At 60.3% G+C, this 22,822-nt stretch carries 18 protein-coding genes; 13 read left to right on the top strand and 5 right to left on the bottom strand.

Going from position 1 to position 22,822, the window contains the following annotated elements; translation table 11 throughout:
• Nucleotides 1–251 precede the first annotated feature (251 nt).
• The 4 genes from RSO67_RS07280 (at nt 252) to RSO67_RS07265 (ending at nt 5,456) form a co-directional block, all read left to right on the top strand.
• On the top strand, nt 252–2,015 hold the full coding sequence (locus RSO67_RS07280) for an SIR2 family protein (RefSeq protein WP_315842935.1): 1,764 nt from the start codon (nt 252–254) through the stop codon (nt 2,013–2,015).
• The gene (locus RSO67_RS07275) at nt 2,012–3,427 is read left to right on the top strand and encodes a nuclease PIN (protein ID WP_315842934.1); all 1,416 of its coding nucleotides are present in this window, start codon (nt 2,012–2,014) and stop codon (nt 3,425–3,427) included. The genes RSO67_RS07280 and RSO67_RS07275 overlap by 4 nt, the downstream gene beginning before the upstream one ends.
• Nucleotides 3,428–3,510: 83 nt before the next feature.
• Entirely contained in the window at nt 3,511–4,053 is a 543-nt protein-coding gene (locus tag RSO67_RS07270; protein WP_315842933.1) for a hypothetical protein, read from the top strand.
• A 524-nt stretch (nt 4,054–4,577) separates the two neighbouring features.
• Entirely contained in the window at nt 4,578–5,456 is an 879-nt protein-coding gene (locus tag RSO67_RS07265; protein ID WP_315842932.1) for an AraC family transcriptional regulator, read from the top strand.
• A gap of 189 nt (nt 5,457–5,645) precedes the next feature.
• On the opposite strand, the gene RSO67_RS07260 is transcribed toward RSO67_RS07265, so the two are convergent.
• Complete coding sequence (locus RSO67_RS07260; RefSeq protein WP_315842931.1) at nt 5,646–6,410, bottom strand: hypothetical protein; 765 nt, start codon at nt 6,408–6,410, stop codon at nt 5,646–5,648.
• A 120-nt stretch (nt 6,411–6,530) separates the two neighbouring features.
• Here RSO67_RS07260 and RSO67_RS07255 point away from each other — a divergent pair, with 120 nt between their 5' ends.
• On the top strand, nt 6,531–7,595 hold the full coding sequence (locus RSO67_RS07255; protein WP_315842930.1) for an alpha/beta fold hydrolase: 1,065 nt from the start codon (nt 6,531–6,533) through the stop codon (nt 7,593–7,595).
• 33 nt (nt 7,596–7,628) lie between these two features.
• On the opposite strand, the gene RSO67_RS07250 is transcribed toward RSO67_RS07255, so the two are convergent.
• On the bottom strand, nt 7,629–9,605 hold the full coding sequence (locus RSO67_RS07250) for a phospholipase D-like domain-containing protein (protein WP_315842929.1): 1,977 nt from the start codon (nt 9,603–9,605) through the stop codon (nt 7,629–7,631).
• 276 nt (nt 9,606–9,881) lie between these two features.
• Here RSO67_RS07250 and RSO67_RS07245 point away from each other — a divergent pair, with 276 nt between their 5' ends.
• On the top strand, nt 9,882–10,904 hold the full coding sequence (locus tag RSO67_RS07245) for an LLM class flavin-dependent oxidoreductase (RefSeq protein ID WP_315842928.1): 1,023 nt from the start codon (nt 9,882–9,884) through the stop codon (nt 10,902–10,904).
• A 181-nt stretch (nt 10,905–11,085) separates the two neighbouring features.
• Here the strand turns inward: RSO67_RS07245 and RSO67_RS07240 are convergent, their stop codons facing one another.
• From RSO67_RS07240 to RSO67_RS07230, 3 genes are all read right to left on the bottom strand, one after another.
• The gene (locus RSO67_RS07240; RefSeq protein ID WP_315842927.1) at nt 11,086–12,111 is read right to left on the bottom strand and encodes an extracellular solute-binding protein; all 1,026 of its coding nucleotides are present in this window, start codon (nt 12,109–12,111) and stop codon (nt 11,086–11,088) included.
• Nucleotides 12,112–12,113: 2 nt separating this feature from the next.
• A complete protein-coding gene (locus RSO67_RS07235; protein WP_315842926.1) occupies nt 12,114–14,459 on the bottom strand; it encodes a TonB-dependent siderophore receptor in 2,346 nt (781 codons plus the stop codon).
• A 387-nt stretch (nt 14,460–14,846) separates the two neighbouring features.
• On the bottom strand, nt 14,847–15,170 hold the full coding sequence (locus RSO67_RS07230) for a DUF1476 domain-containing protein (protein ID WP_315842925.1): 324 nt from the start codon (nt 15,168–15,170) through the stop codon (nt 14,847–14,849).
• Between the two features lie 347 nt (nt 15,171–15,517).
• On the opposite strand from RSO67_RS07230, the gene purC reads away from it, so the two are divergent.
• The 7 genes from purC to RSO67_RS07195 all read left to right on the top strand — a co-directional run bounded on the left by purC (nt 15,518) and on the right by RSO67_RS07195 (nt 22,818).
• Nucleotides 15,518–16,285 (top strand): phosphoribosylaminoimidazolesuccinocarboxamide synthase, encoded by a 768-nt coding sequence (gene purC, locus RSO67_RS07225; RefSeq protein WP_170849540.1) that lies wholly within the window; start codon nt 15,518–15,520, stop codon nt 16,283–16,285.
• A gap of 10 nt (nt 16,286–16,295) precedes the next feature.
• Nucleotides 16,296–16,535, top strand: a complete 240-nt coding sequence (gene purS / locus RSO67_RS07220; RefSeq protein WP_089265033.1) for a phosphoribosylformylglycinamidine synthase subunit PurS — start codon at nt 16,296–16,298, stop codon at nt 16,533–16,535.
• A 14-nt stretch (nt 16,536–16,549) separates the two neighbouring features.
• Entirely contained in the window at nt 16,550–17,251 is a 702-nt protein-coding gene (gene purQ, locus RSO67_RS07215; RefSeq protein ID WP_315842924.1) for a phosphoribosylformylglycinamidine synthase subunit PurQ, read from the top strand.
• The gene (locus RSO67_RS07210) at nt 17,248–18,219 is read left to right on the top strand and encodes a tripartite tricarboxylate transporter substrate-binding protein (RefSeq protein ID WP_315842923.1); all 972 of its coding nucleotides are present in this window, start codon (nt 17,248–17,250) and stop codon (nt 18,217–18,219) included. Before purQ ends, RSO67_RS07210 begins: the two co-directional genes overlap by 4 nt.
• A 351-nt stretch (nt 18,220–18,570) precedes the next feature.
• Nucleotides 18,571–19,590, top strand: coding sequence for a patatin-like phospholipase family protein (locus RSO67_RS07205; protein ID WP_315844191.1), 1,020 nt, complete (start codon nt 18,571–18,573; stop codon nt 19,588–19,590).
• 4 nt (nt 19,591–19,594) lie between these two features.
• Nucleotides 19,595–21,049 carry a GntP family permease gene (locus tag RSO67_RS07200; protein ID WP_315842922.1) on the top strand — a complete coding sequence of 485 codons (1,455 nt, stop codon included), beginning with the start codon at nt 19,595–19,597 and terminating at the stop codon, nt 21,047–21,049.
• 224 nt (nt 21,050–21,273) lie between these two features.
• Nucleotides 21,274–22,818, top strand: coding sequence for a L,D-transpeptidase (locus RSO67_RS07195; RefSeq protein ID WP_315842921.1), 1,545 nt, complete (start codon nt 21,274–21,276; stop codon nt 22,816–22,818).
• The last annotated feature ends 4 nt before the right edge of the window (nt 22,819–22,822 follow it).

The raw sequence follows: 22,822 nt of genomic DNA, 5'->3' as shown, positions 1-22,822 counted from the left end.
AGCAGAAATGCGATTTATAACAGATGATTAGCCCGCTCTGCGCGGGCTTTTTCATGCGTCGTGATTGGCCCACAGCTTGGCGTGCAGAAGACTGTGTACCTCCGTCCTATTAACTTGTGTCAGCAATTCTTTCTATCTAGCGTAGCGCTATTAAGTTCAAGCGCCGAAATTGCTAAGTCTGTTTGCTTGAATGATCAAAGTAAAAAACGTCCATCACAGTTCGGCGGAAACGCATTCATTTACTGGCCAGTATGGAACAGAGCGAATTTACTGCAATCTTCTCTGAGCGTTCGCAGAACTTTGCATGGTTCCTCGGGGCTGGCGCTTCGCGCTCTGCGGGCGTTCCAACCGCGAACGACATCCTTTGGGATATGAAACGTCGCTTCTACTGCCAACAGGAAAACCAGGAGATTTTGCGTCAAGACCTTCAAAGCATAGCCGTTAAAGATCGCATTCAATCGTATCTGGAATCTCGCGGCTTTCCCGCCTTATGGGAAGATGGGGAGTACGAGCGTTGCTTTGAGCAGATTTTTGGATCGGACAAAGAACGGCAGCGTCGGTACATCCACGCGATTCTGGGCGAAGAAAATGTGAGCCTTAGTATCGGAAATCGCGTTCTCGGCGCTCTGATTGGTAGTGGCGCAAGCCGTGCCGTTTTTACAACGAACTTCGATAACGTTGTCGAACGCTCTGTATCGGAGGTAAGCGGTAAGGCCATCGCAGCGTTTCATCTCGAAGGCAGCCACAATGCACAGAGTGCTCTCAATAATGAAGAATTCCCTATTTACTGTAAGCTACATGGAGATTTTCGATACGATAGTCTCCGCAATCTCCCAGCCGAACTAAAGAAGCAAGACGCTGATCTTGCATCTTGCTTTACAGCAGCAGGAAACCGATTCGGTTTGATCGTTTGCGGCTATAGTGGTCGCGATCAGAGTGTTATTGATCTTATCAACTCAGTACTAGAAACGCACAATCCCTTTCCGCACGGGTTGTATTGGTCGGTGCTTAAAGGCTCAGAACCGATCCCGGCGGTTCAAAAATTATTAGATCGAGCACGTGCAAGAGGTGTGAACGCGGACGTAATATTTATAGAAACTTACGATGCATTCATGTTGCGGCTTTGGCGGAATCTACCGACCAAGTCTCAAGAGATGGACCTAAAGGTTCGTAGAGTTGCATCAGCCTCAGTCAGCATCCCTCTTCCAAAAGTAGGCAATAGAAGCCCACTCGTTCGGCTGAATGCCCTTCCAATTTTTGAAATTCCAGATAGGTGCCATGTCTTAAACATCAGCGGTTTTGTTTCTTGGGAGTCCTTGCGCTCTGCGCGAGACAGGAGTCTTGGTCGAATTATCCTAACGAAAACTGATAGGGTGCTGTGCTGGGGAGCAGAAAAGGATGCCAAAGCAGCGTTCGGTGCTAAGCTAATCGGTTTGTCGCCCAAGGAAATATCTGCTGAGTTGAATGCGCCCGAAAACCTCGTGATCAAAGGATTTGTTGCCGAGGCTCTTTGCGTCGCTCTTACAAGAGGCAAGCCTCTTCTAGCGCGGACTGTTAGATCGGGAAGCTTTGCAGTCGCGGACGCTCAAATGGATAGTCCAGCGGTTTTCGAACCTCTTTTTCGTGTCATTGGAAAAACGTCGGGGATCATTTCTGGTTTGATGGCCCCCGTCGACGATGATCATCCCGCTGCTGAGACAGTATCCTGGGCCGAGGCGGCTCGCATTTCTATTGAGATTAAAGATGGTCGTCCTTGGTTGGTTGTCGAGCCCGATGTTTGGATTTGGCCAACGAGGGCAAGAAAGCTTGCCGTGAAATTTTTGGATGAGCGACGAGGTGATCGCTACAACAATAAGTTCAATTCGCTCCTTGATGCGTGGGTTCAAGTTCTGTTAGGAACGAGAGAACGAAATCAGACCGTTGCGATACAGGCCTTTGCTGAAGGCGAAAACGCAGAGAATCCTAGGTTCGTCATTGGAACGCGCACTGCCTTTACGAGGCGGGCTAGCGCATGACGGCAGCTATTTCATCCGAGTTGCCCGGCTACAGCACGATTTCCGAGCCAAACCTCATTTTTGCCGGCGACCATCTGCATGTCCATCCTCTGCTAGGCTTGCTGAAATTTGGTCCGTACGGACTTCGGTTTGGAGCTCCTTCTTCCGTGCGGATTGCGGCTTTGGCTCCCAAAGCAGATATGCCGAAGTTGAGAGGATTAATTTCTGAACTTGAGAGAAGTGCGATTCCTCGTGAGGCAAAGAATTACTATCCGGAGTACACTGGCTTTACAGCAGTGTTTAAGGCGCCCGTTGTGCAGCCAACAGAAGCACTCACGATAAATTTTCCCGATGAGCTTGATGCTTACGCAAAGGCAAAGGCAAAAGTTGAACTGGCGAAAGGATTGTTTCAGTGCATTGCTCGCCTACGAGCCGTGCGTTCGAACTTCGACGTCGCGTTAATTTACCTTCCTCAATCGTGGGCCGATTGTTTCGAGGGCGAGAACTTTGATTTTCATGACTATCTGAAAGCTTACTGCGCTCCGTCGAACATTCCGATTCAACTCGTTCGGCAGTCGAGTTTTGACCGAAGATGCCGCGCCAATGTCATGTGGGGCCTTAGCGTAGCTCTCTACGCTAAGGCGGGAGGCGTGCCGTGGAAGCTTGTGAGCCTCAACAATGACGAAGCGTTTGTTGGGATAAGTTATGCGATGAAGTCGGATCGGAGGGGGAATACTTACAGCACTTGCTGTAGTCAGGTGTTTGATCCCGATGGGACCGGATTTCAATTCGTCGCTTACGATGCGCGAGAATTTACACAGGACGTTCAGAAAAACCCTTATCTGTCGTACTTTGAGATGCAGTCGGTCTTGTCGCGTAGCTTGGAGATTTATCAAACGGGTCATTCAGGGCGCACACCCAAAAAAGTGACCGTGCATAAAAACACGGAATTCAAGGAAGAAGAGATATTGGGGGCTTTAGATAGCTTTCGTGCTGGTACCGAAGTTGAGCTTGTTCAGATTGTGAAGGGGGTTTCTTGGCGTGGAATTCGCTTCGATACGAAAGAAAGGCCGCAGCCCTACAATTATCCGGTAGAGCGCGGAATGTATCTTCCACTTCAGAATAATGAGGCGTTGCTTTGGACGCAGGGGAGCGTCCAGGGCGTTCATGTGGATAATCCAAAATTCAATGTTTACAAGGAAGGCTCGCTCAAACCGACGCCGTCTCCTGTCCTTCTTCGTCGTTACACGGGAACGGGAGGATGGCATGAGACGTGCGCGGGTATTCTTGGCCTCACAAAAATGGATTGGAACAACAATACGCTCTATAAGAAGCTCCCCGTGACCCTCGTCTATTCGAAGGCGTTTGCAGATATCATCCAGCAGAATCCTGAGATGGTCGACAGCGTCTATGATTTCCGTAATTTCATGTAGGTTGCATTGGTTCGCGCGCAGTGTTTGGTTTCAGTGATCTCGCCGTCGACTAAGGCGCCGTATTCGAATTTGAGAGTTTGTTGATGCCAGATAGCGACGCTCCTCTGGAGGGGAAGTATGAGCTTCAATTTAAGAAGCATTTTGAAGAGATCGATGAGCTGGCACTGACTGTACTCAAGAGCCATCTTATTATGGAGAGCGCGATCGACAATATTATTCGGCTCGTATTCTTTCATCCCAATCTGGTGCTAGACGCGCGAGTGAGCTTCTTCATGAAAGTGCAGATGGTCAGGGCGTATGCGCTTCACGAAAATGAGATGACCATTTGGAAGTTGATCTTAGCGATCAGCGAACTTCGCAATGAGATCGCTCACAGTCTTGAAGGTGCTAAGCGGGAGACAAGAGTTGCATCGTTGCGAAAACTATATTTGTCAGAGGCGCCCGATCTTGCGGATAGGCACAAAGACTATCCGGATCATTTGATAGTTGTTTTTGCCAGTAGCCTTTGCACTGGCTTTCTCGGTGAAATGGAACAGGATCTCACCTTTCTTCGTAAGCATATCGATAGTATCGCCGTGCGAAGTGTCCCTAAAAACAAAGATGGCACACCGAAAAAGAAGAAGTAGGTCAATGTAGCTGACGCAACTATAGGTAGCTTTGCTGGCAGTGAAGTGCTATTGATTTTGGGCTCATAGAGCCGTCGAGTTGGCGCAGACGATAAAGGCCCGCCCGCAGTGGCGTTAAACCTGGGTGAGTTCGGCAATGACAAAGGCCAACTCCGGCCCGCCCCCGAAATAAGGCTTGGCCATAATGGCAGGTTGGCAACTGCACGAACCGGCTCGCTAGCAGCTAAAGGACAATCGCCCGACGGGGCTACTAAACTGAAAGGACGGACACCAACGATAAAGGTGAACGTGACCGTGGACATTGGCCAGCTTGCGCTAGCGGCTGCCATACTCCTTAGTTCCTGATAGGAAGGGAAGCGCCCGGCGAGAAATCGCCGGGTTCTTTTTTCAGGGTGGGATTCCGACCGTTAAGGTGCTTGTTGCGATTGTCTCAGTCTAGTTTGCATCGTGCTGATATTTGGGCAACGGGTCCCCACAGCAAGACCGATCAAGACACCCCCATTCGCCCATGCGATACCCGCCGCATGAGCCAGCCCGTCCCGCACCGCACGCCTGACCTCGTCGCCGTCCTCGCCTGGATCGAACAGCATCTCGACGAGCCCCTGAGCGTCGAGACGATCGCCACCCACGCCAAGCTCTCGCCCTATCATTTCTCTCGGCTGTTCTCGGCCGCGATGGGGCGGGGCGTGATGGCGCATGTGCGCGGGCGCAGGCTGGTGCGCGCGGCGCAGCGGCTGACCGCCGATCCCGATCTGCGCCTGGTCGATCTCGCATTCGAGTGCGGCTTCGACTCGCAGGAGGCGTTCACCCGAGCGTTTGCCCGCCTGTTCGGCGTGTCGCCCGGGCGGTTTCGGCGCGGCTTCAGTGTCACTCCCATCGAAGGACAATATCCGATGACCATGCCCGATGACGTCGCTGTCGCTGTCACCCGTTTGCCGGACCTGGTGGCGCTGGACGCCTTCACCGTCGCAGGTCCTTCGGCGCGGTTCGAGGAGACCAACAAGGCCGAGATTCCGCAACTGTGGTCGAAGCTGATGGGCGCATTGCCGTTCAAGGGGCAGGCGCCGAGCTGGACCACCTATGGCGTGGTCTGGAATGTCGACCGCGCCGAAGGCAGCTTCGATTACATGGCCGGCGTCGGCGCGGACGAAGGCGCGGCGCTGCCGGCGGGATTTGCGGCGAAGCGCATCGAAGCGTCGAGTTATGCGGTGTTTCGCATCGTGCTGAATGGCGGCGCGGTGCATCCGCAGATCAAGCGCGCGATGGCGACCATCTGGGGCGAGCTGGTGCCGGCATCAGGGCTCACGGTCGCCGACCGGCCAGATTTCGAGCGCTATGACAGCGAGTTCGCGCCGACCAAAAAGGGCGCGGTGATCGATTTCTATCTGCCGGTGGAGGTGTGAGGCTGCGTCCTCCCCACGTCATGGCCGGGCTTGACCCGGCCATCCACGTCTTGGCCGCAAGATGAGAAAGGCGTGGATCCCCGGGTCATCCAGCGAAGCCGCGCTTCGCGCTTTGCCCGAGGATGACGGAGTGGGTGGGGCTAACGGCGAGCTTCACGCAGGCCGGGTGTGTGCCTGTCGCGGAGCATTCTATCTTCGCCGGCTCCCCCGCGGCCGCAGCGCCGGGTGATCCCGCTCGGGCGGCGTATACGCGGCTTCCAGCAGTGCCATCGCGTCGTCCGGAATCTGTGTCACATCGACGCCGCCGCGGCGCATCTCCTTCAGCGCGGTGCGGATCGCAGCGTCGCGCTCCATCATCTCGCGGCCGGTGCGCGCGGGCATGTCGACCTGGCGGCGCGGGCGCCGGCGGCCCATGGCCTCCAGCCGCGCCATCTTCAGCACCTGCAGCGCCTGCATCAGGCGATCGATATCGACCTCGGGCTGCGCTTCCAGTTCGCGCACGGCGCGCTCCGCCAGCGCGTGGAGCCGCTCGGCGAGTTTGCGCAGCTTGAGTTTCTGCGAGGCGCGGGCGGAAGGCACCGTGTCGGTGGCGCGGGGGGCAAAGAGCGGGCGCTGCCAGCCGCCGTCGCGGGTCCAGCGGCAGATCGAGGCGCGGCCGACGCCGGTCTGCTTCGCGATCTCGCCATAGGTCAGCACCGTCGTCTCGATCAGGCGGCGCACCTGCGCGCATTTGGCATCCGCATGCGGCCGCCTGGAGCCGCGCACCCGTGGGCCGCCCACAAAGGCATCCGGCGCCTCGGGTTCATCGGGCGTGACGCGGAGGCGAATGATGGGGCCGAAGAAGGGATGGGTCATGCAAAAGAATATATACCTAAGATCGGAATTGCGCAAGCCGGGCGTGCGGCGTGCGCTGCATCGCCGTCCGTCGCCGCCGATATCGTGGGAGGCGCGCATCCGGTCACTTGGCTGCACCTGTGATTGCGCGATAGGCTGGCACACGTCGATCGTGCCTGGCTCACAAAGAGGGGGCGGCGCGATGCGGAGGAAACCCGGCGGGAACGGCAGTGGGATTTCATGGCAGGTGTCGATTATCTGATCACCGCGCGCGGCATCTCGGGCGCTGCCTTCAACGAGAATGTCGGCACCATCCGCTATTTGCGGGTGCCGACCAATGTGGCGATCCCGACGCCGGCGATGGCGACGTCGAGCAAGACCGATCTCGCCAAATGGGTGACGGAGGTGCGCGATATCGCCGACGGCGATCCCAACCAGAATTCGATCAGCGTGGCCGGTGACATCCTCGTCTTCATCCACGGCTACAACAACGATCTCGATATCATCATGAAGCGCCAGCGCCAGCTGGCGAAGGATCTCAAGGCCGAGGGCTGGAAGGGTCTCGTCATCGGCTTCGACTGGCCGAGCGACAACGAGACGCTGGCCTATTGGCAGGATCGCTCCAGGGGCGCCGAAGTGGCGGTGAAGCTGGTCAGCGATTGCATCACCGTGCTGGCGCAGGGGCAGGAGAAGGACTGCGTCACCAATGTCCATCTGCTCGGCCATTCCACCGGCGCCTATGTGGCCATGGAAGCCTTCGTGCAGGCGGAGAAGGACGGCGCGCTGTTCAAGAGCAACTGGCGCGTCAGCCAGGTCGCCTTCATCGCCGGCGACGTGGCGTCGTCGAGCCTGTCGGCGAATGATTCCTGGTCGGGGCCGATGTTCAAGCGCATCCTGCGGCTGACCAACTACTCAAACCCCTATGACAGCGTGCTGGCGGCCTCCAATGCCAAGCGGCTCGGCGTCGCGCCGCGCGCGGGCCGCGTCGGCCTGCCGGCGGATGCGCATGCCAAGGCCACCAATGTCAATTGCGGGGACTATTTCGCCACGCTCGATCCGAACAAGAGCACGTTCTTCGGCGACTTCACTCATTCCTGGCACATCGGCAACCGCGTCTTCGCGCGCGACCTCGCCATGACCCTCGAAGGCGCCATCGACCGCGACGCGATCCCGACGCGTGCACTGGTCGGCGGCGCGCTGGTGCTGCAGGACAGACCGCGGCCGAAATTCATGGCCGACTGGGGCATCAAGGCCGCCACGACCCGCGGCGGCGCGCCGCGCGACGGCACGGGCGTGCTGAGCTAGCGCGGGGAGCAGGGCCCCGGCGCGGTGTCGTGCTCAACGTTTCGACTTGGCTTTTGATTTCTTGGTTTTGGCTTTCTTGGTCTTCGCCTTCGCGACCTTCTTGGATTTGGCGGTCTTGGCCTTCTTGGCCGACGCGGCCTTCTTCGCCGTCTTCTTCGTTGTTTTCTTCTTGGCTGTCTTCGTCTTCGCCTTCTTCGCTACAGCCTTCGCTGCCTTCTTCTTTTTCGGCGGACGCACCGGTTCATCATCGCTATGGGTTGCGGCATTGACGGTCCAGTTGGACGCCGGGATCGTGAAAAACATCTCGCGCCGCCGCGATTTGAATCCGCCGGGCTTGAAGTAGCTCTCCGTCCATCTATCGTCCGGATCAAGGAACACCTTTTCCGGCTTCTCGCCTTTCTTGCGCTTGCTGGCCACGTCATTGGCGACATCGCGGAAATAGAAATGGCGAAACAGACGGTCGAACTCGGTCATGTAGATGTCGGCCACGCGGGTCGAGCCGCGGATCAGGATCATGTTTTCGTCATTGGTGGTCAGCGATCCCTCCGAGAAATTCGCCGAGCCGGTGCAGATGAGGGGATCGTCGCTCAGGGGATCGATCAGCAGATATTTCGTGTGGACGAAGAAGATATTGCCTTCGTCGCGGGTGAGCTCCTCCTTGAGAAACCAGCGGTCCAGCGGAAATTCCTTCACCTTGCGCTTGGCGACCAGCTTGCCGTCGACCACCTTGAACTCGGCGCCCAGCACGGCGCCGAACGAAATCTGCAGGTCGCGGTCGCCCTTGAGCGCCTTGCGCTCGTCGGCGGTGGGCGGCTTCTCCTTGAGCACGAAGCGCAGGAAGTCGCGGTCGCGCGCCAGTGGCTCGATGAAATCGGCGGCGACGTTGAACGCGGCCGTGAACATGATCGACGACGTGGCGTCGCTCATCCGGTCGGCATACCAGTTCAGCATCGACGCCGTCTGGCGCGGCGAGAAGATGCAGGTCTGCGATCCCGGCTTCACCAGGGCGGGCGGGTAGGGCGAAATCTCCGCGACGCCTTCCTTCGCCGGCTTGCCGGTCGGGTTGTCGCTCAGGATCGTCCAGTATTTCAGGTATTGTTCAGCGACGTCGCTGTCATGGACGAGGTGGCCGACATTCGACTGGCCGAGGAAGCCGGACGGCGTGATGTTGGTCGAGCCGGTCCACACTTCTTGCGGCGCGTCGCCGTCGAGCTTGATGATGAACTTGTTGTGCGGGATCGGCGGCCGCGTGCGCCAGATCACGACGGGCTCGCCGTTGTGCTTCGCCTTGACGTCGAGGCCGGCCGCCTTCATCGCCTTGCGGTTCTTGCCCTTCTTGTCGTCATGCACGATCAGCCGGACGTCGAAGCCGTCATCGATCTTCGCCTTCAACGCCTCGATGATGGGCGCATAGGTGAATTCGTAGATGCAGGCGCGCAGCGCCTCGCTCTTCTTCGTCGTGTCGATATAATCCAGGCAGGCCTCAAGTAGGCCGCGCGAGAGCCAGACCGTGTGCTCGTCCTTCGGATTGTCCATCTCCGCGTCGGTCGGCTTGTGGTTCTTGAACTTGCGCGCATAGGCTTGGCTGGCGATTGCGCCGCGGTTGAACCAGATGCCGTGTTGACCATCGTCCTCCTTCTCCGTCGTGACGGTGAAGGCGAGCTTCTCGGCGTCGCGCAGTTCGGGCGCGGTCGGGTCGCCAAATACGGGGATGACCTCGAAGTGATAGGTCGTGCCGGGCTCCGCGGTGTAGTCGCTCCAGAGGAAACTCTGGATCGGAAATTTGTCGGTGAAATACTCTCCGTGCTCGGTGTCGGGCTCTGGCTCGACGGCTTCGAAGACTTTCAAGGATCGGAGGAATTCCGGCTTGCCGGCTCCCTTGGCGCGGTGGAACGCAAATCCCAGCAGCCCCTTGCACGCGGCCTCGTCGCAATTGAGGGCGATCATGATTGCGCGCGTGCCTGCGATCGCGCTCGCTTCGAAAGCTCCGGCAGACGTCGTGACGCGCATGGCCCTGTCCCCCCGTTTTTCGATGTTGCGCCGATGCTCGCCCAACGCCGTGTTTTGGTCAACCTATAGAAGATTTGTGACAGGATGCACGCTTAAGGAGTGCGGGCGAGGGGCTGTGTGACGTCGTGCCGGGGTGCGCGAAAGTGGACACGGATCTGCAGTCCACGAACGTGATCGCCTCATTGGAAACGATGCGTTTCCATCGTTTCCCTTTTCTCTTTCCAATTCGGCCCTAGATAGAGGCTCAGAAAACCCGCCCCGTGAGCACCCATTCCCATGAAAAACATCGGCTTTCTCTCCTTCGGTCACTGGACCCCGTCCGCCTCGTCGCAGACGCGCTCGGCGGGCGACGCGCTGCTGCAATCCATCGATCTCGCCGTCGCTGCCGAGGAGCTCGGCGCTGACGGCGCCTATTTCCGGGTGCATCATTTCGCGCGCCAGCTCGCCGCACCGTTTCCGCTGCTCGCGGCCGTCGGCGCGCGCACCAAGAAGATCGAGATCGGCACCGCCGTGATCGACATGCGCTACGAGAACCCGCTCTACATGGCGGAGGACGCCGGCAGCGCGGATCTCATCGCAAGCGGGCGGTTGCAGCTCGGCATCTCCCGCGGCTCGCCGGAGCAGGTGATCGACGGCTATCGTTACTTTGGCTATGCGCCCCCTGACGGCCAGACCGATGCCGACATGGCGCGGCGGCACACCGAGGTGTTTCTCGACGTCCTGCAGGGCAAGGGCTTTGCGCAGCCCAATCCCAATCCGATGTTTCCGAACCCGCCCGGCCTGCTGCGGCTCGAGCCGCATAGTGAAGGCTTGCGCGAGCGCATCTGGTGGGGCGCCTCCACCAATGCGACGGCGGAATGGGCGGCCAAGCAGGGCATGAACCTGCAGTCGTCGACGCTGAAGATCGATGAGAGCGGCAAGCCGTTTCATGTGCAGCAGGCCGAACAGATCCGGCTGTATCGCGACGCCTGGAAGGCGGCAGGGCACACACGTGACCCGCGCGTGTCAGTGAGCCGCAGCATCTTCGCGCTGGTGGACGACCGCGACCGCGCCTATTTCGGCCGGGGCAACGAGGGCGAGGACAAGGTCGGCTACCTGCACGGCACCGAGCGCGCCATCTTCGGCCGCAGCTTTGCGGCGGAGCCGGATGCACTGATCAAGCAGCTCAAGGGCGACGAGGCGATTGCCGAGGCGGATACGCTGCTGCTGACGGTGCCCAACCAGTTGGGCGTCGATTACAACGCGCATGTGATCGAGGCTATCCTGACACACGTGGCGCCGGGCATGGGCTGGCGTTAGCTGATACACACTCGTCATTCCGGGGCGCGTGCGCCTTCGCGCGCGAACCCGGAATCTCGATGTGTTCATCGCTCTCGCAGTTCGTGCGGCGGCGAGGTGGCCTCCATTCCGGGATTCCGGGTTCACGACCGCCAAGTGGCGGTCGCGCCCCGGAATGACGAGCCTAGGTGCTCATGCGCGCCTATTTTTCGAAACCAACCTTTTTGATCAACGCAATCGCCGCCTTCTGGCTGGCAGCAATCGCGTCGATATCAAGCGCATCGTTCGGAAACACTCCCATCGCGGCGACCAGCGGCGCGCTCTCGGCGCCTGCCGTCACCGGATATTCCAGCTCGGCAGCTGCGTAGATTTTCTGCGCGGCGGGCGTCACCAGGAACTCCAGAAACTTCAGCGCAGCCGCGCGATGCGGCGCATGTTTCGCCAGCGCCGCGCCGGTGAGGTTCACATGCGCGCCTGATGTGTCGAATGTCGTCGGTACGGTCTTCACGCTATTCGCCCAGGCCGTCCACTCCGCGCCTTCGCGGCCGTCGCGGAGCTGCGCCAGCGCCACCGTATTGGCGATGCCGATGCTGCAGCGGCCTTCCGCAAGCTGGCGAATGATATCGTTGTCCTTGCCTTCGGGCGCATGCGCCAGATTGGCCTTGATGCCGCGCAGCCAGGCCTCGGTGGCGTCCGCACCGTGATGCACGAGATAGGCCGATATCAGCGCGACATTGTTCTGATGCAAGGGCGAGCGGATGCAGAGCTGGCCGCGAAAGCGGGGATCGGCGAGATCCTCATAGCGGATCGTGCCTTGCGGTGAGTCATTCCGCACCATCACCACGCGCGGGCGCACCGACAGGCTGATCCATTCCTTGCCGCGGAGTCGCGGCGGGATCACTCTGTCGAGTAGCGGGGAGGCTGTGGGTTGGGACAGATCATTCGCCGCGAATTGCGAGGTCTTGTCGAGGCCGATGGTCATCAGCACGTCGGCGGGGGAAGCGTCGCCCTCGGCCTTCATGCGCGTGACGAGATTGTCCTCGATATAAGTGAGCTTGACCGTGATCCCGGTCGCCGCCGTGAAGGATGCGATGACCGGTTCCACGAGCTGTGGTTCGCGGGTCGAATAGAGATTGATCTCCTCGGCGTAACCGGTGGCTACGCCGAAGGAGAGCCACGTCGCGGCGAGCGCAATCAGTATCGCGCTGGCGCGACGTGGCGTGGTCATGATCAGAACTTTACCGTGGCTTCCAGCGAGAACCGGCGCACATCGCCGATCGCCACGTTCAGATTGTTGACGGCCGACGGGTAGTAGGTTTGGTCGAACAGGTTCTTCACGTTGAACTGATAGATCACCGGGAATCCCATCTGTTTGACCTCATAGCTCGCGAATGTATCGGCGACCACGTAGGATGGCAGGTAGAAACTATTGTTGGCATCGCCTGGACGATCGCTGACATAGCGCGCACCGCCGCCGATCCGCAGGCGGCCGGGCAGCATGGTGCCGAAGTCATAGACCATGAACAGTGAGGCTGTATTGAGCGCGACGTTCTGCAGCGCCTTGCCGATCAATGTGGGATCGTCGGTGACGCGGGCATCGGTATAGCCATAGCTGCCGATCATGCTGATATTGTCGGTCAGGCGCCCGGTGATATCGACCTCGAAGCCGCGTGAGCGCACCTTGCCGGCCGCGCGCACCTGACTCACGCCGCCGCTGATAGGAATCGACACGAGCACATTCTTCTTGTCGATGTCGTAGAATGCGACATTGCCCGACAGCCGCTTGTTGATGTCGAACTTGATGCCGGTTTCCCACTGCACGCCTTCCTCAGGCTGGATGTTGGAATCGACTATGAAACCGACGGGAGCACCGGTGAACAAGTTGATTGTTGCAGTCGGCTTCAGCGACTCCGTGTAACTGAGATACCAGGAGACCTCGTCGGTGAACTTGTAGATCACGCCGCCGATCGGCAGCACCTTGTCGCCGGCGAGGTTGGTGTTGGTAATGAATGGGTTTCGCCCACGGCCGGCCAACTGCTCGTATTCCATCCAGCGCACGCCGCCAACCAGCAGGAGCTGGTTGGTCAGATAGAACGTATCCTGGAGGAAGAGTGCGCGCGTCGACAGCGCGTCGGTCTGGTCGCTGTCGGTCGCGAGCACCGTCGTGCCGGGCGACAGCAGGCCATAAACCGGATTATACATGTTGAAGACGTTCGGCGTGGCCTGCCGGATCAAGTCCTGTCGCCAGATGGTCCGATATTGGGCGTCGCCGCCGAACACCACGTCGTTGCGGAAGCCGCCGGTCCAGACGGTGCCCTGCATGTAAGACGTGCCGGCGCTGACATTGCTGAACGAATTGCGTGTGCCGTCATTGCTGCGGGTGACGAGACCGGACACCGGATTCACGGCCGTGATACGGAGCTGGTTCGCGCTGAAGGTTTCGGTGTTGAAGCTGTAGGCGGCGAAGATCTTCCAGTTCTCGTTGATGCGATGATCGACCGAGGCCTGCATCAGATCCGTGGTGCCCCACATGTTGTTATAGGCTTCGTCGAGACGGCGTTCGCGCGGGATCGCGAGCGGCGTGTTGGTGCGGAGGTCGAGGGAGGTACCGCGATCGAACGGATAGGAGAAGTCGCGGTGCTCGTAGTTCAGATGCACCGTGGTGTCGTCACCATACCAGGACAGCGATGGCGCAATCAGCGTGTCCTTGCGGGTGCCGAAATTGCGCCAGTAATCCTCGCTGGTGCCGGAGGCAATGAACCGGTAGGCGAGGCCATCGGTGCCAATCGGTCCGGTGATGTCGAAGATGCCGTCGACGCCGTTCTTGCCGCCGCCGAAGGTCGAGCCGAGCAGAGTGGCCGAGCCGTGCTGATAGAGGTCGGGCCGCTTGCTGATCGTGTTGACGATGCCGCCGGGGTCCACAATGCCATAGAGCAGCGAGGCCGGTCCTTTCAGCACTTCGACGCTTTCGACCGCGGGATTGAAGCTGCGGCCCTGCACCAGCGGCAGGCCGTTGCGCATGATCGAGCCGTCACGGTTGTCGCCGAAGCCGCGGCGAATGACGGCGTCGAGCGTACCGGCCAGCGTATTGGTCTGGGTGACGCCGCTGATATTGGAGAGCGCGTCGTCGATGTTGCGCGGCAACTGATCCTTGATCACCTGCTCGGGAACAACATTGACGGTCTGAGCCGTGTTGAGCGGCGGCTGGCCTGACCGCAGCGTGGTCCCACTCGGCATCGCGCGATAGCCGAGGATCTGTTCGTATTTTGCTGCCGCAGCAGCGATGGCGCGCTCGGTCGGTGTCGGCGGGGCGGGCGGTGGATTGGCATTGCGGCGTGCGGCGACAGCCCGCGCCCGGCTCGGCGTGGCGCTCGCAGCACGTGCGGGCCGGCGCGCCTGTGTCGGCGATTCGACGGTGACCGGCGGCAGTGTCGTATTCGTCTGTGCATTGGCGATCGAGGCCCCGGTCACATAATCGCCGATCAGGAACGTCGCGCCGATCAACCAATACGCGCGGCGCACCCTGAAGATGCTGCGTGCGTTGCTGTCGAGATTGCAATGGTTGTCCGTCGTCACTTTGTGTCGCTTTCACGTTCGAGAAATGTGGTGAAAGCGATCTAGCAGTGGCTTGGGATGAAAACTTCGAATCCGGGTTTGAATAGCTCTAAAGCAAAGCTATTGGCAGCGTGGTGTGTCTTCGATGATGCAGTCAAAGATCGGATGTTGTCACAATTGAACAATCGACGTGCACTTTGAGCAATTTGTAGCGCGCGCGCATGCGAGCCGTCATCGGCACGCTGTGCGACTCCGTTTCAGAATTTGCAGATCGCAATTCGGAATCTTCAGCGAGACTCTGCGAGTCTGGAACGTTTCAAAAGACAAGAGCCGCGCCATCATACGATGTGCGGCTCTCTATAAAACGTCGTGAGTTGCAGCGAGAATTGCAACTCGAAGCTGTGGATCTCAGGTTCCGGCCTTTACCTGCGCGACGGCCTCAGCGGTCAACTGATCCATCTTCACGCGGAGCTGCGGCTCGGTGATCGCGACGCCCTTGGCGGTGAGATCGGCGAGCACCTTGCGCACCACGTCGCCGTCGCCGGCTTCCTCGAAATCGGCTGCGACGACTTCCTTGGCATAGGCGGCGGCCTCGTCGCCGGACTTGCCGAGCTGTTCGGCGACCCACAGGCCCAGCAGCTTGTTGCGGCGGGCCTCGGCCTTGAACTTCTGGCTTTCATCGAGCGCATACTTGTTCTCGAAGGCTTCGCCGCGCTTGTCGAATGATGACATGGTTAAAGTTCCCGTCGGGGTTGTTGGGCGGTCAGGACGACGTTGTAAACGCCGGTTCGGAGCTTAAATAAGGTCGAGATACCGTTGGAACAATCGGCCGCAAGGTCGCAGGCAAGACGGTATCGGGCGAGGCTTATCGGACCAGGCTTGCGCGAGGTTGGGGTAAACCCCCACTCGGCGGGCCGGGTCGATTGTACTGGCAGGGCCGATCGGGTAGGTTGCCAACAGGCCCGGTTCTCGTTCTGTTTCTTCCCGTTCCTGGCCTTCACGGCAGCTCCGTCGTGGGTCGATCCCGTTATTCGGAGCACACCACATCCATGGATTTCAACAACACCCGGTACATCCCCATGAGCCGTCGACGTCGCATTTATGAAGGCAAGGGCAAGGTCCTGTATGAAGGCCCGGAGCCCGGTACCCTGATTCAGCACTTCAAGGACGACGCGACCGCGTTCAATGCCAAGAAACACCAGGTGATCGAGGGCAAGGGTGTCCTCAACAACCGGATTTCGGAATACCTGTTCCAGCATCTGAACGACATCGGCGTGCCGACTCATTTCATCCGCCGGCTCAACATGCGCGAGCAGCTGATTCGCGAAGTCGAGATCGTGCCGCTGGAAGTCGTGGTCCGTAACGTGGCGGCGGGCTCGCTGTCGCAGCGCCTCGGCATCGAGGAAGGCACTCAGTTGCCCCGCTCGATCATCGAGTTCTATTACAAGAACGACCAGCTCAACGACCCGATGGTCTCGGAAGAGCACATCACGGCGTTCGGCTGGGCCACCCCGCAGGAAATCGATGACATCATGGCGCTCGCCATCCGCGTCAACGACTTCCTCACCGGTCTTTTCCTCGGCATCGGCATCCGCCTCGTCGATTTCAAGATGGAATGCGGCCGCCTGTTCGAAAACGACATGATGCGCATCATCGTCGCCGACGAGATCTCGCCCGACTCATGCCGGCTGTGGGATATCAAGTCGAACGAGAAGCTGGACAAGGATCGTTTCCGTCGGGATCTCGGCGGCGTGCTGGAGGCCTATACCGAGGTCGCCAAGCGTCTCGGCATTCTCTCCGAAAACGAACGCCCGATGGGCACCGGCCCGGTACTGGTCAAGAGCTGAGGATTACGACGTGAAAGCCCGCGTAACTGTTACCCTGAAAAACGGCATCCTTGACCCGCAGGGCAAGGCCATCGAAGGCGCGCTGAAATCGCTCGGCGTCGATGGCATTGCCTCTGTGCGGCAGGGCAAGGTGTTCGACATCGAACTGAACGGCGCCGACAAGGCGAAAGCCGAAGAGGCGCTGAAGGCCGCAGCCGACAAGCTGCTGGCGAATACGGTGATCGAAAACTACCGCGTCGAAGTGCTCTGAGCCAGGTTATCGCTATGAAATCCGCCGTTCTCGTCTTCCCCGGAATCAACCGCGAACGCGACATGGCGCGGGCGCTCAAGCTGGCATCGGGGCAGGAGTCCACGATGGTCTGGCACGCCGAGACCTCGCTGCCCAAGGGCACCGATCTCGTCGTCGTCCCCGGCGGTTTCTCGTACGGTGACTATCTGCGCTGCGGCGCCATCGCGGCGCGTTCGCCGGTGATGGATGCGGTCCGCAAGTTTGCGGCCGATGGTGGCCTCGTGATGGGCGTCTGCAATGGCTTCCAGATCCTGTGCGAGTCAGGTCTTTTGCCGGGCATCCTGATGCGCAATGCCAAGCTGAAATTCCTCTGCCACGACGTGCATCTGCGCGTCGAACGGTCCGACACGGCGTTTACACGTGGCTACAATGCCGGTCAGGTGATCCGCGTGCCGATCGCCCACGGCGAGGGTAACTACACCGCCGATGTCGATACGCTGAAGCGCCTCGAAGGCGATGGCCGCGTGCTCTATCGCTATTGTTCGCCGACCGGCGAGGTTGGCGACATGCACAACATCAATGGCGCAGCCGCATCGATTGCCGGCATCGTCAGCGAGAAGGGCAACGTGCTCGGCATGATGCCGCATCCGGAAAATCACGTCGAAGACATCATGGGCTGCACGGATGGCCGCGGGTTGTTTGCTGGTCTTGTCGAGCATCTGGAGCGCGCTGCGTGATCGCCGCTGTGGCGCGGCTGTCGAAGCTCGCCGCAACGCTTGCGCTCGTGCTGGGCACGAGCGTCTCGGCATCCGCCGATGATTATCCCAAGCGCCCCATCACCATGATCGTGCCTTTCGCGGCCGGCGGCACGTCGGACGTGATTGCGCGCGCGGTGGCCGAACAGATGGCGGTGCCGCTCGGCCAGACCATCATCATCGAAAACGTGGTCGGCGCCGGTGGCTCCACCGCGCTGGCCCGCGCGGCGCGGTCTGCGCCCGATGGCTACACCATTGCCATCGGCAATGCCGGCACCAGTGCGGCGACCTACACGATCTATCCAAAACTGTCCTTTACGCCGGACTCCTTTGCCTCGATCGGCATGGTGGCCAAGACCTTCGGCGTCGTGGCGCTGCGCAAGGATTTTCCGGCGAGTGATCTCAAGGGCTTCATCGCCTACGCCAAGGCCAATCCCGGCAAGGTCAATCTCGGCCATGCCGGCATCGGCTCGTCGAATTATCTGATCTGCAAGAGCTTCGTGCAGGCCGCCGGCATCGACGTCACCCTGGTTGGTTATCGCGGCGCTGCGCCCGCGCTCACGGATGCAATCGGCGGCCAGATCGACGGCGTCTGCGATTCCGCGGCCTCCGTTTCGCAGGCCATCGACGACAAGCTCGTGAAGGGCATCGTGGTCGGCTCCACCGTGCGGCTGGCGACGTTACCCGATCTGCCGACCTCGGCGGAAGCAGGCCTGCCCGACTTCGAGGCGCAGGGCTGGAATGGCCTGTTCGCGCCGAAGGGCACGCCGCCGGAGATCATCGCGAAGCTGAACGCCGCTGCTCGTGCGTCGGTTGAAAGCGATCTCGTGAAAAAGCGTTTCCACGATTTGTCGACTGTGGCGCCCGACGCCGATGAGCATGCACCGGAGGTGCTGCAGCAATTGGTGACGCGTGATGTGGCGAAGTACAACAAGCTCCTGACGCCGTAGTCGTCCAATGTCCGAAGGCGCTTCATTGTCGCGCCTCCACCATTTCAGCACCGCCCATTGTCTCATTACGGGGCGATGGCCTGATATTTTCCCCTGATATTTACTAAAGTCCCTCTGCAGGTCGCTGCGTGCAATTGTCGGATCCAGCGCGATGTTTCCGGCCAGGCCCCGGCCGGTTGCTTTTGGAGCGAGGTGGGCATCAAATAGCACGCAGAGGTCGTAAGGCTCGGTCGAAAGCGACCTGAAGCGGACTTTCCAAGTCTATTATGGCCACGTCTATTGCGGTGCGTGGTTTCTGAAGTGCTCGACGGTTGGCTACCAGCGTGTCTCGGCAGTTGGAGAAGCTGCATGATGAACCGAAGTCAGGTGCTCGTGGATTTGGCGCTCCAGGGCGGAGGCTCGCATGGCGCATTCACGTGGGGTGTCCTCGATCGGCTGCTTGAGGAGCCGTGGTTGCAAATTGCCGGCATATCCGGAACGTCGGCAGGAGCGATGAATGCTGCCGTTCTAGCGGATGGTTGGACTGCCGGCGGTGCCGACGGAGCACGCGAGGCTCTGGACAAATACTGGCGACGCGTCTCGCGTGCCGCGGCCTTCAGTCCGTTTCAACGTTCCCCCCTCGACCGCCTCATGGGACGCTGGTCGCTCGACACTTCTCCGGCCTATCTCTTCGCCGATCTGATGTCGCGAGTCCTGTCGCCTTATGATCTCAATCCGCTCGGTTACAACCCGTTGCGCGAGATACTGGCCGAAAGCATTGATTTCGAGCGTCTCGCCGGTGCGCCGATCAAACTCTTCGTAACGGCCACGCGGGTACGGACAGGTCGCGGGCGAATTTTCCGTAACGTCGAGATCACCGCAGATGTCCTGCTTGCGTCGGCGTGCCTGCCGACGATGTTCCGTGCGATCGAGATTGAAGGCGAAGCCTATTGGGACGGGGGCTACGCAGGCAACCCCACGATCACGCCGCTTGTGCGCGAGACGGATGCGCGGGACACCATCGTCGTGCAGATCAATCCGACCGAGCGACCGGAGGAGCCGCGCACGGCTGCTGACATTCTCAACCGTCTCAATGAAATTTCATTCAACTCGCCGCTGGCAAAGGAGCTGCGGATGATTGCGCTGCTTCGTCAGGTGGCGGATCCCGGCACCGGGGAAGGCGCCCGTTGGGCTCAAATGAAGACGCACCGGATCAAGAGCGACATGCTCGCGACTTTCGCCGCGTCATCCAAGCTCAACGCCGAATGGGCCTTCGTATCCAAGCTGCGCGACGAGGGCCGGCGAGCGGCAGGGGACTTTCTTGATTTGCACGGCGACGATCTTGGCGAGCGTTCGACGGCCGATCTCGACATCCTGTTGGCGGAGTGCTGACGACATGGGTCTTCTCGGCATTCTCGTCGGGCTTGGTCTTCTCATCTGGCTGGCTTTCCGGGGCTGGAGTGTTCTGCTGCTTGCTCCGCTCTCCGCACTGATTGCGGCGGCTTTCGGCAGAGAGCCATTGCTTGCCAATTGGACGCAGACCTTCATGGGCAGCGCAGCCCAGTTTCTTGCTCAGTTCTTTCCCATCTTTCTGCTCGGCGCCGTATTCGGGAAGCTGATGGACGACAGCGGCGCGGTCACTGCGGTCGCGAACTTCATCACCCGCCGCCTTGGCGAGCGCCGGGTCATCCTCGCCGTGGTGCTCTCGGGGGCATTGGTCACCTATGGCGGCGTCAGCCTTTTCGTCGCATTTTTTGTGATCGTTCCGATGGCCCAGTCGCTGTTTCGCGCGGCGGGGATTCCGCACCGCCTCGTGCCAGCGACAGTAGTTCTCGGAACATCGACTTTCACCATGTCAGCCTTGCCGGGCACGCCATCGATTCAGAATGCGATACCCATGCCCTTCTTTGGCACCACGCCCTTCGCGGCGCCGGGCCTCGGCATGATCGCGTCATTGATCATGCTGGGTATCGGACTGTGGTGGTTGCTTCGCGCCGAGAAGGCGGCACGACAAGCGAATGAAGGTTATGGCGAAGAATTGTCGATCGCGACCAGCGCCGCTGCCGATGACGAGCGCTTGCGCGGGCGTGCCACGACGGCGCGCGAATTCGATCCGGCCGAAATATCCCACGGGCATCGCAGCGAAGCGGAAGTGCCTATAGTCAATGCCGTTCTTCCCCTGGTTGTCGTTGTCGTCGTCAATCTCGTGATGTCGCTCGTTGTCTTGCCCCGGCTTGATGTCTCCTTCCTGGCCGAGCAGCGCTGGGGCAGCACGTCTCTATCTGCCGTTGCCGGCGTGTGGTCCGTTGTCGTCGCGCTCGCAGGCGCGACCGCGACAGTCGTCATCTGCAACTGGACGCGGTTGCCTGCGCTGCGACAGACGATGGATGCCGGGGCCAATGCATCCGTGCTGCCAGCGCTGACCGTCGCGAGCCTCGTTGGCTTCGGCGCAGTCATTGCAGGGCTGCCCGCATTTGACATGGTGCGGGACTGGGCGCTGGACGTTAAAGGGGGGCCGCTGGTGTCGTTGGCCGTTTCCACGAACCTGCTCGCCGCGTTGACAGGTTCGGCATCCGGCGGACTGACAATCGCACTTGATGCACTCGGTCAGACTTATATGGACGTTGCTACGCGGGAAGGGATCGACCCCGGATTGCTACACCGCGTGGCTGTGATCGGTTCCGGCACCCTGGACATTCTCCCTCACAATGGTGCGGTCGTCAGCCTGCTCGCGATCTGCGGCCTGACGCATCGCCAAAGTTATCTCGACATTGTGATGGTCGGCATCGTGAGCTCGGTTGTCGCTCTTGCTGCCGTGATTGCCATGGGTTCCGCATTGGGCTCATTTTGAACTCAGGCCCCAACCGCTGTTTTGTCCAGATTTCGTAGTGGACCACGTGCCGGGTGTGGCAGTGAGCCACCTTTGTCCGGCGCCGTTTCTCGGCTACGAATGAACTTTCGCCGCGCTCGCCGCGTCAACGAGACGTCGGGCAAGCGAAGCGGCGGCGAATTGATACAATCGCAATCAAACGCCTGTACGATTCGCGATCGGAAGGCATTTGACCGGGGCACTGAATGGCAAATCGATTGGCGACGGCGCAACCCAACGTCGGGATGCGGCACTGGATATCTCCCGTCGTGGTGTTGGCAGCAATGATTGCGTTGGCCGCTCCGGCGGCCGGAGCCGCCGCAAAGCAGGCGCGTCCCGCCCGCGTCGTCGAGGCGACCGCCCCGCGTGAAGCAGGCGAGCCGATGATGGCGATCGTGTCGATCAAGAGCCAGCAGGTCACGTTCTACGATGCCGATGGCTGGATCACGCGCGCGCCGGTCTCGACCGGGGTGTCTGGCCGCGAGACGCCGGCAGGCGTCTTTGCCGTTCTCGAGAAGAACAAGGACCATCGCTCCAACATGTATGACGATGCTGCCATGCCGAACATGCAGCGGATCACATGGAACGGCGTCGCACTGCATGGCGGGCCGCTGCCCGGCTATGCCGCATCGCATGGCTGCGTGCGGATGCCCTACGGCTTCGCGGACAGGTTGTTCGACAAGACGCGGATCGGGATGCGGGTGATCATCTCGCCGAATGACGCGGCGCCCGTCGAGTTCTCCCATCCGGCGCTTCTGATGCCAAAGGCGGAAGCCATCGCCGCTGCTCCGGGCCGTCTCGAGGTGGTCGCCCGCGAGGCTGCGGAGGCCGCTGCGGCCGCCGACGTGGCGAAGAAGCTCGCAGCGACCTCGACACGCGAAGCGAAGCCGCGGCCGGCGGCCCTGCGCAAGCTGCAATCGCTGAAGGCGCGCGCCGATGTCGAGCTTGCATCCGCCGACAAGGCCGTCGTTGCGGCAAAGACCGATGAGGCCAAGGCGCGGGCTGAGGACGCGAAGCAGAAGGCTGCCGCCAAGGCCGCGGAGCTCGGGGCGCAATTCGAAACCGCAAAGGCCGATACGGCGTCGAAGCTCGATGCTGCCGCCGCCGCAAAGGACGCTGCCAAGGCGGCCGAGACCAAAAAGGTCGCTACCGCCAAGGCAGCGAGCGATGCGAAACTCGCGCTTGAGCCGGTCTCGATCTATATCAGCCGCGAGACGCAGATGCTTTACGTTCGGCGCAATACGCACAAGCCGGCGCCGGACGGCGGCGGCGAGGTGTTCGATTCAAGCATCGAAGTTCCCATCACCATCCGCGATCCCGGCAGGCCGATCGGCACGCATGTGTTCACGGCGATGGCGCGGAACGACGCAGGCCTGCGCTGGAGCGCCGTCTCGATCGACGAAGGCGATAGTGCGAAGGCCGCCCTCGACCGCATCACTATTCCGCAGGAAGTGCTCGACCGGATCGCCGCGACTGCGCTGCCGCGGTCGTCGATCGTTATTTCCGACGAGCCGCTGAGCAGCGAAACCAACTATCGCACCGAATTCGTCGTGGTGCTCAGCAATCAGCCGCAAGGTGGCTTCATCACGCGCAAGCCGACGCCGCCTGCCGATCTCATGGCGAGCAGCGACGATGCGGATGGCGATGGCTTTGGCTCGTTCTTCCAGCGCTGGAATGCGGATCCCGCGCCCGTGCAGGCTCGCCGCAGGGTCGCGCCGTATCAGCGCCAGCCGCAAACTGGCTGGTGGTAGGTCG

The sequence above is a fragment of the Tardiphaga sp. 709 genome (assembly GCF_032401055.1).
In the GTDB taxonomy this organism is placed as follows: Bacteria; Pseudomonadota; Alphaproteobacteria; order Rhizobiales; family Xanthobacteraceae; genus Tardiphaga.
The sequence above is the reverse complement of the archived record's forward strand: the minus strand, read 5'-3'. Positions and strand labels throughout refer to the sequence as shown.

Coding starts and splice junctions, on each gene's coding strand:
- RSO67_RS07280 (WP_315842935.1), top strand. CDS start 252: ATGGAACAGAGCGAATTTACTGCAATCTTCTCTGAGCGTTCGCAGAAC.
- RSO67_RS07275 (WP_315842934.1), top strand. CDS start 2,012: ATGACGGCAGCTATTTCATCCGAGTTGCCCGGCTACAGCACGATTTCC.
- RSO67_RS07270 (WP_315842933.1), top strand. CDS start 3,511: ATGCCAGATAGCGACGCTCCTCTGGAGGGGAAGTATGAGCTTCAATTT.
- RSO67_RS07265 (WP_315842932.1), top strand. CDS start 4,578: ATGAGCCAGCCCGTCCCGCACCGCACGCCTGACCTCGTCGCCGTCCTC.
- RSO67_RS07260 (WP_315842931.1), bottom strand. CDS start 6,410: ATGCGCGCCTCCCACGATATCGGCGGCGACGGACGGCGATGCAGCGCA.
- RSO67_RS07255 (WP_315842930.1), top strand. CDS start 6,531: ATGGCAGGTGTCGATTATCTGATCACCGCGCGCGGCATCTCGGGCGCT.
- RSO67_RS07250 (WP_315842929.1), bottom strand. CDS start 9,605: ATGCGCGTCACGACGTCTGCCGGAGCTTTCGAAGCGAGCGCGATCGCA.
- RSO67_RS07245 (WP_315842928.1), top strand. CDS start 9,882: ATGAAAAACATCGGCTTTCTCTCCTTCGGTCACTGGACCCCGTCCGCC.
- RSO67_RS07240 (WP_315842927.1), bottom strand. CDS start 12,111: ATGACCACGCCACGTCGCGCCAGCGCGATACTGATTGCGCTCGCCGCG.
- RSO67_RS07230 (WP_315842925.1), bottom strand. CDS start 15,170: ATGTCATCATTCGACAAGCGCGGCGAAGCCTTCGAGAACAAGTATGCG.
- purC (WP_170849540.1), top strand. CDS start 15,518: ATGAGCCGTCGACGTCGCATTTATGAAGGCAAGGGCAAGGTCCTGTAT.
- purQ (WP_315842924.1), top strand. CDS start 16,550: ATGAAATCCGCCGTTCTCGTCTTCCCCGGAATCAACCGCGAACGCGAC.
- RSO67_RS07205 (WP_315844191.1), top strand. CDS start 18,571: ATGAACCGAAGTCAGGTGCTCGTGGATTTGGCGCTCCAGGGCGGAGGC.
- RSO67_RS07200 (WP_315842922.1), top strand. CDS start 19,595: ATGGGTCTTCTCGGCATTCTCGTCGGGCTTGGTCTTCTCATCTGGCTG.
- RSO67_RS07195 (WP_315842921.1), top strand. CDS start 21,274: ATGGCAAATCGATTGGCGACGGCGCAACCCAACGTCGGGATGCGGCAC.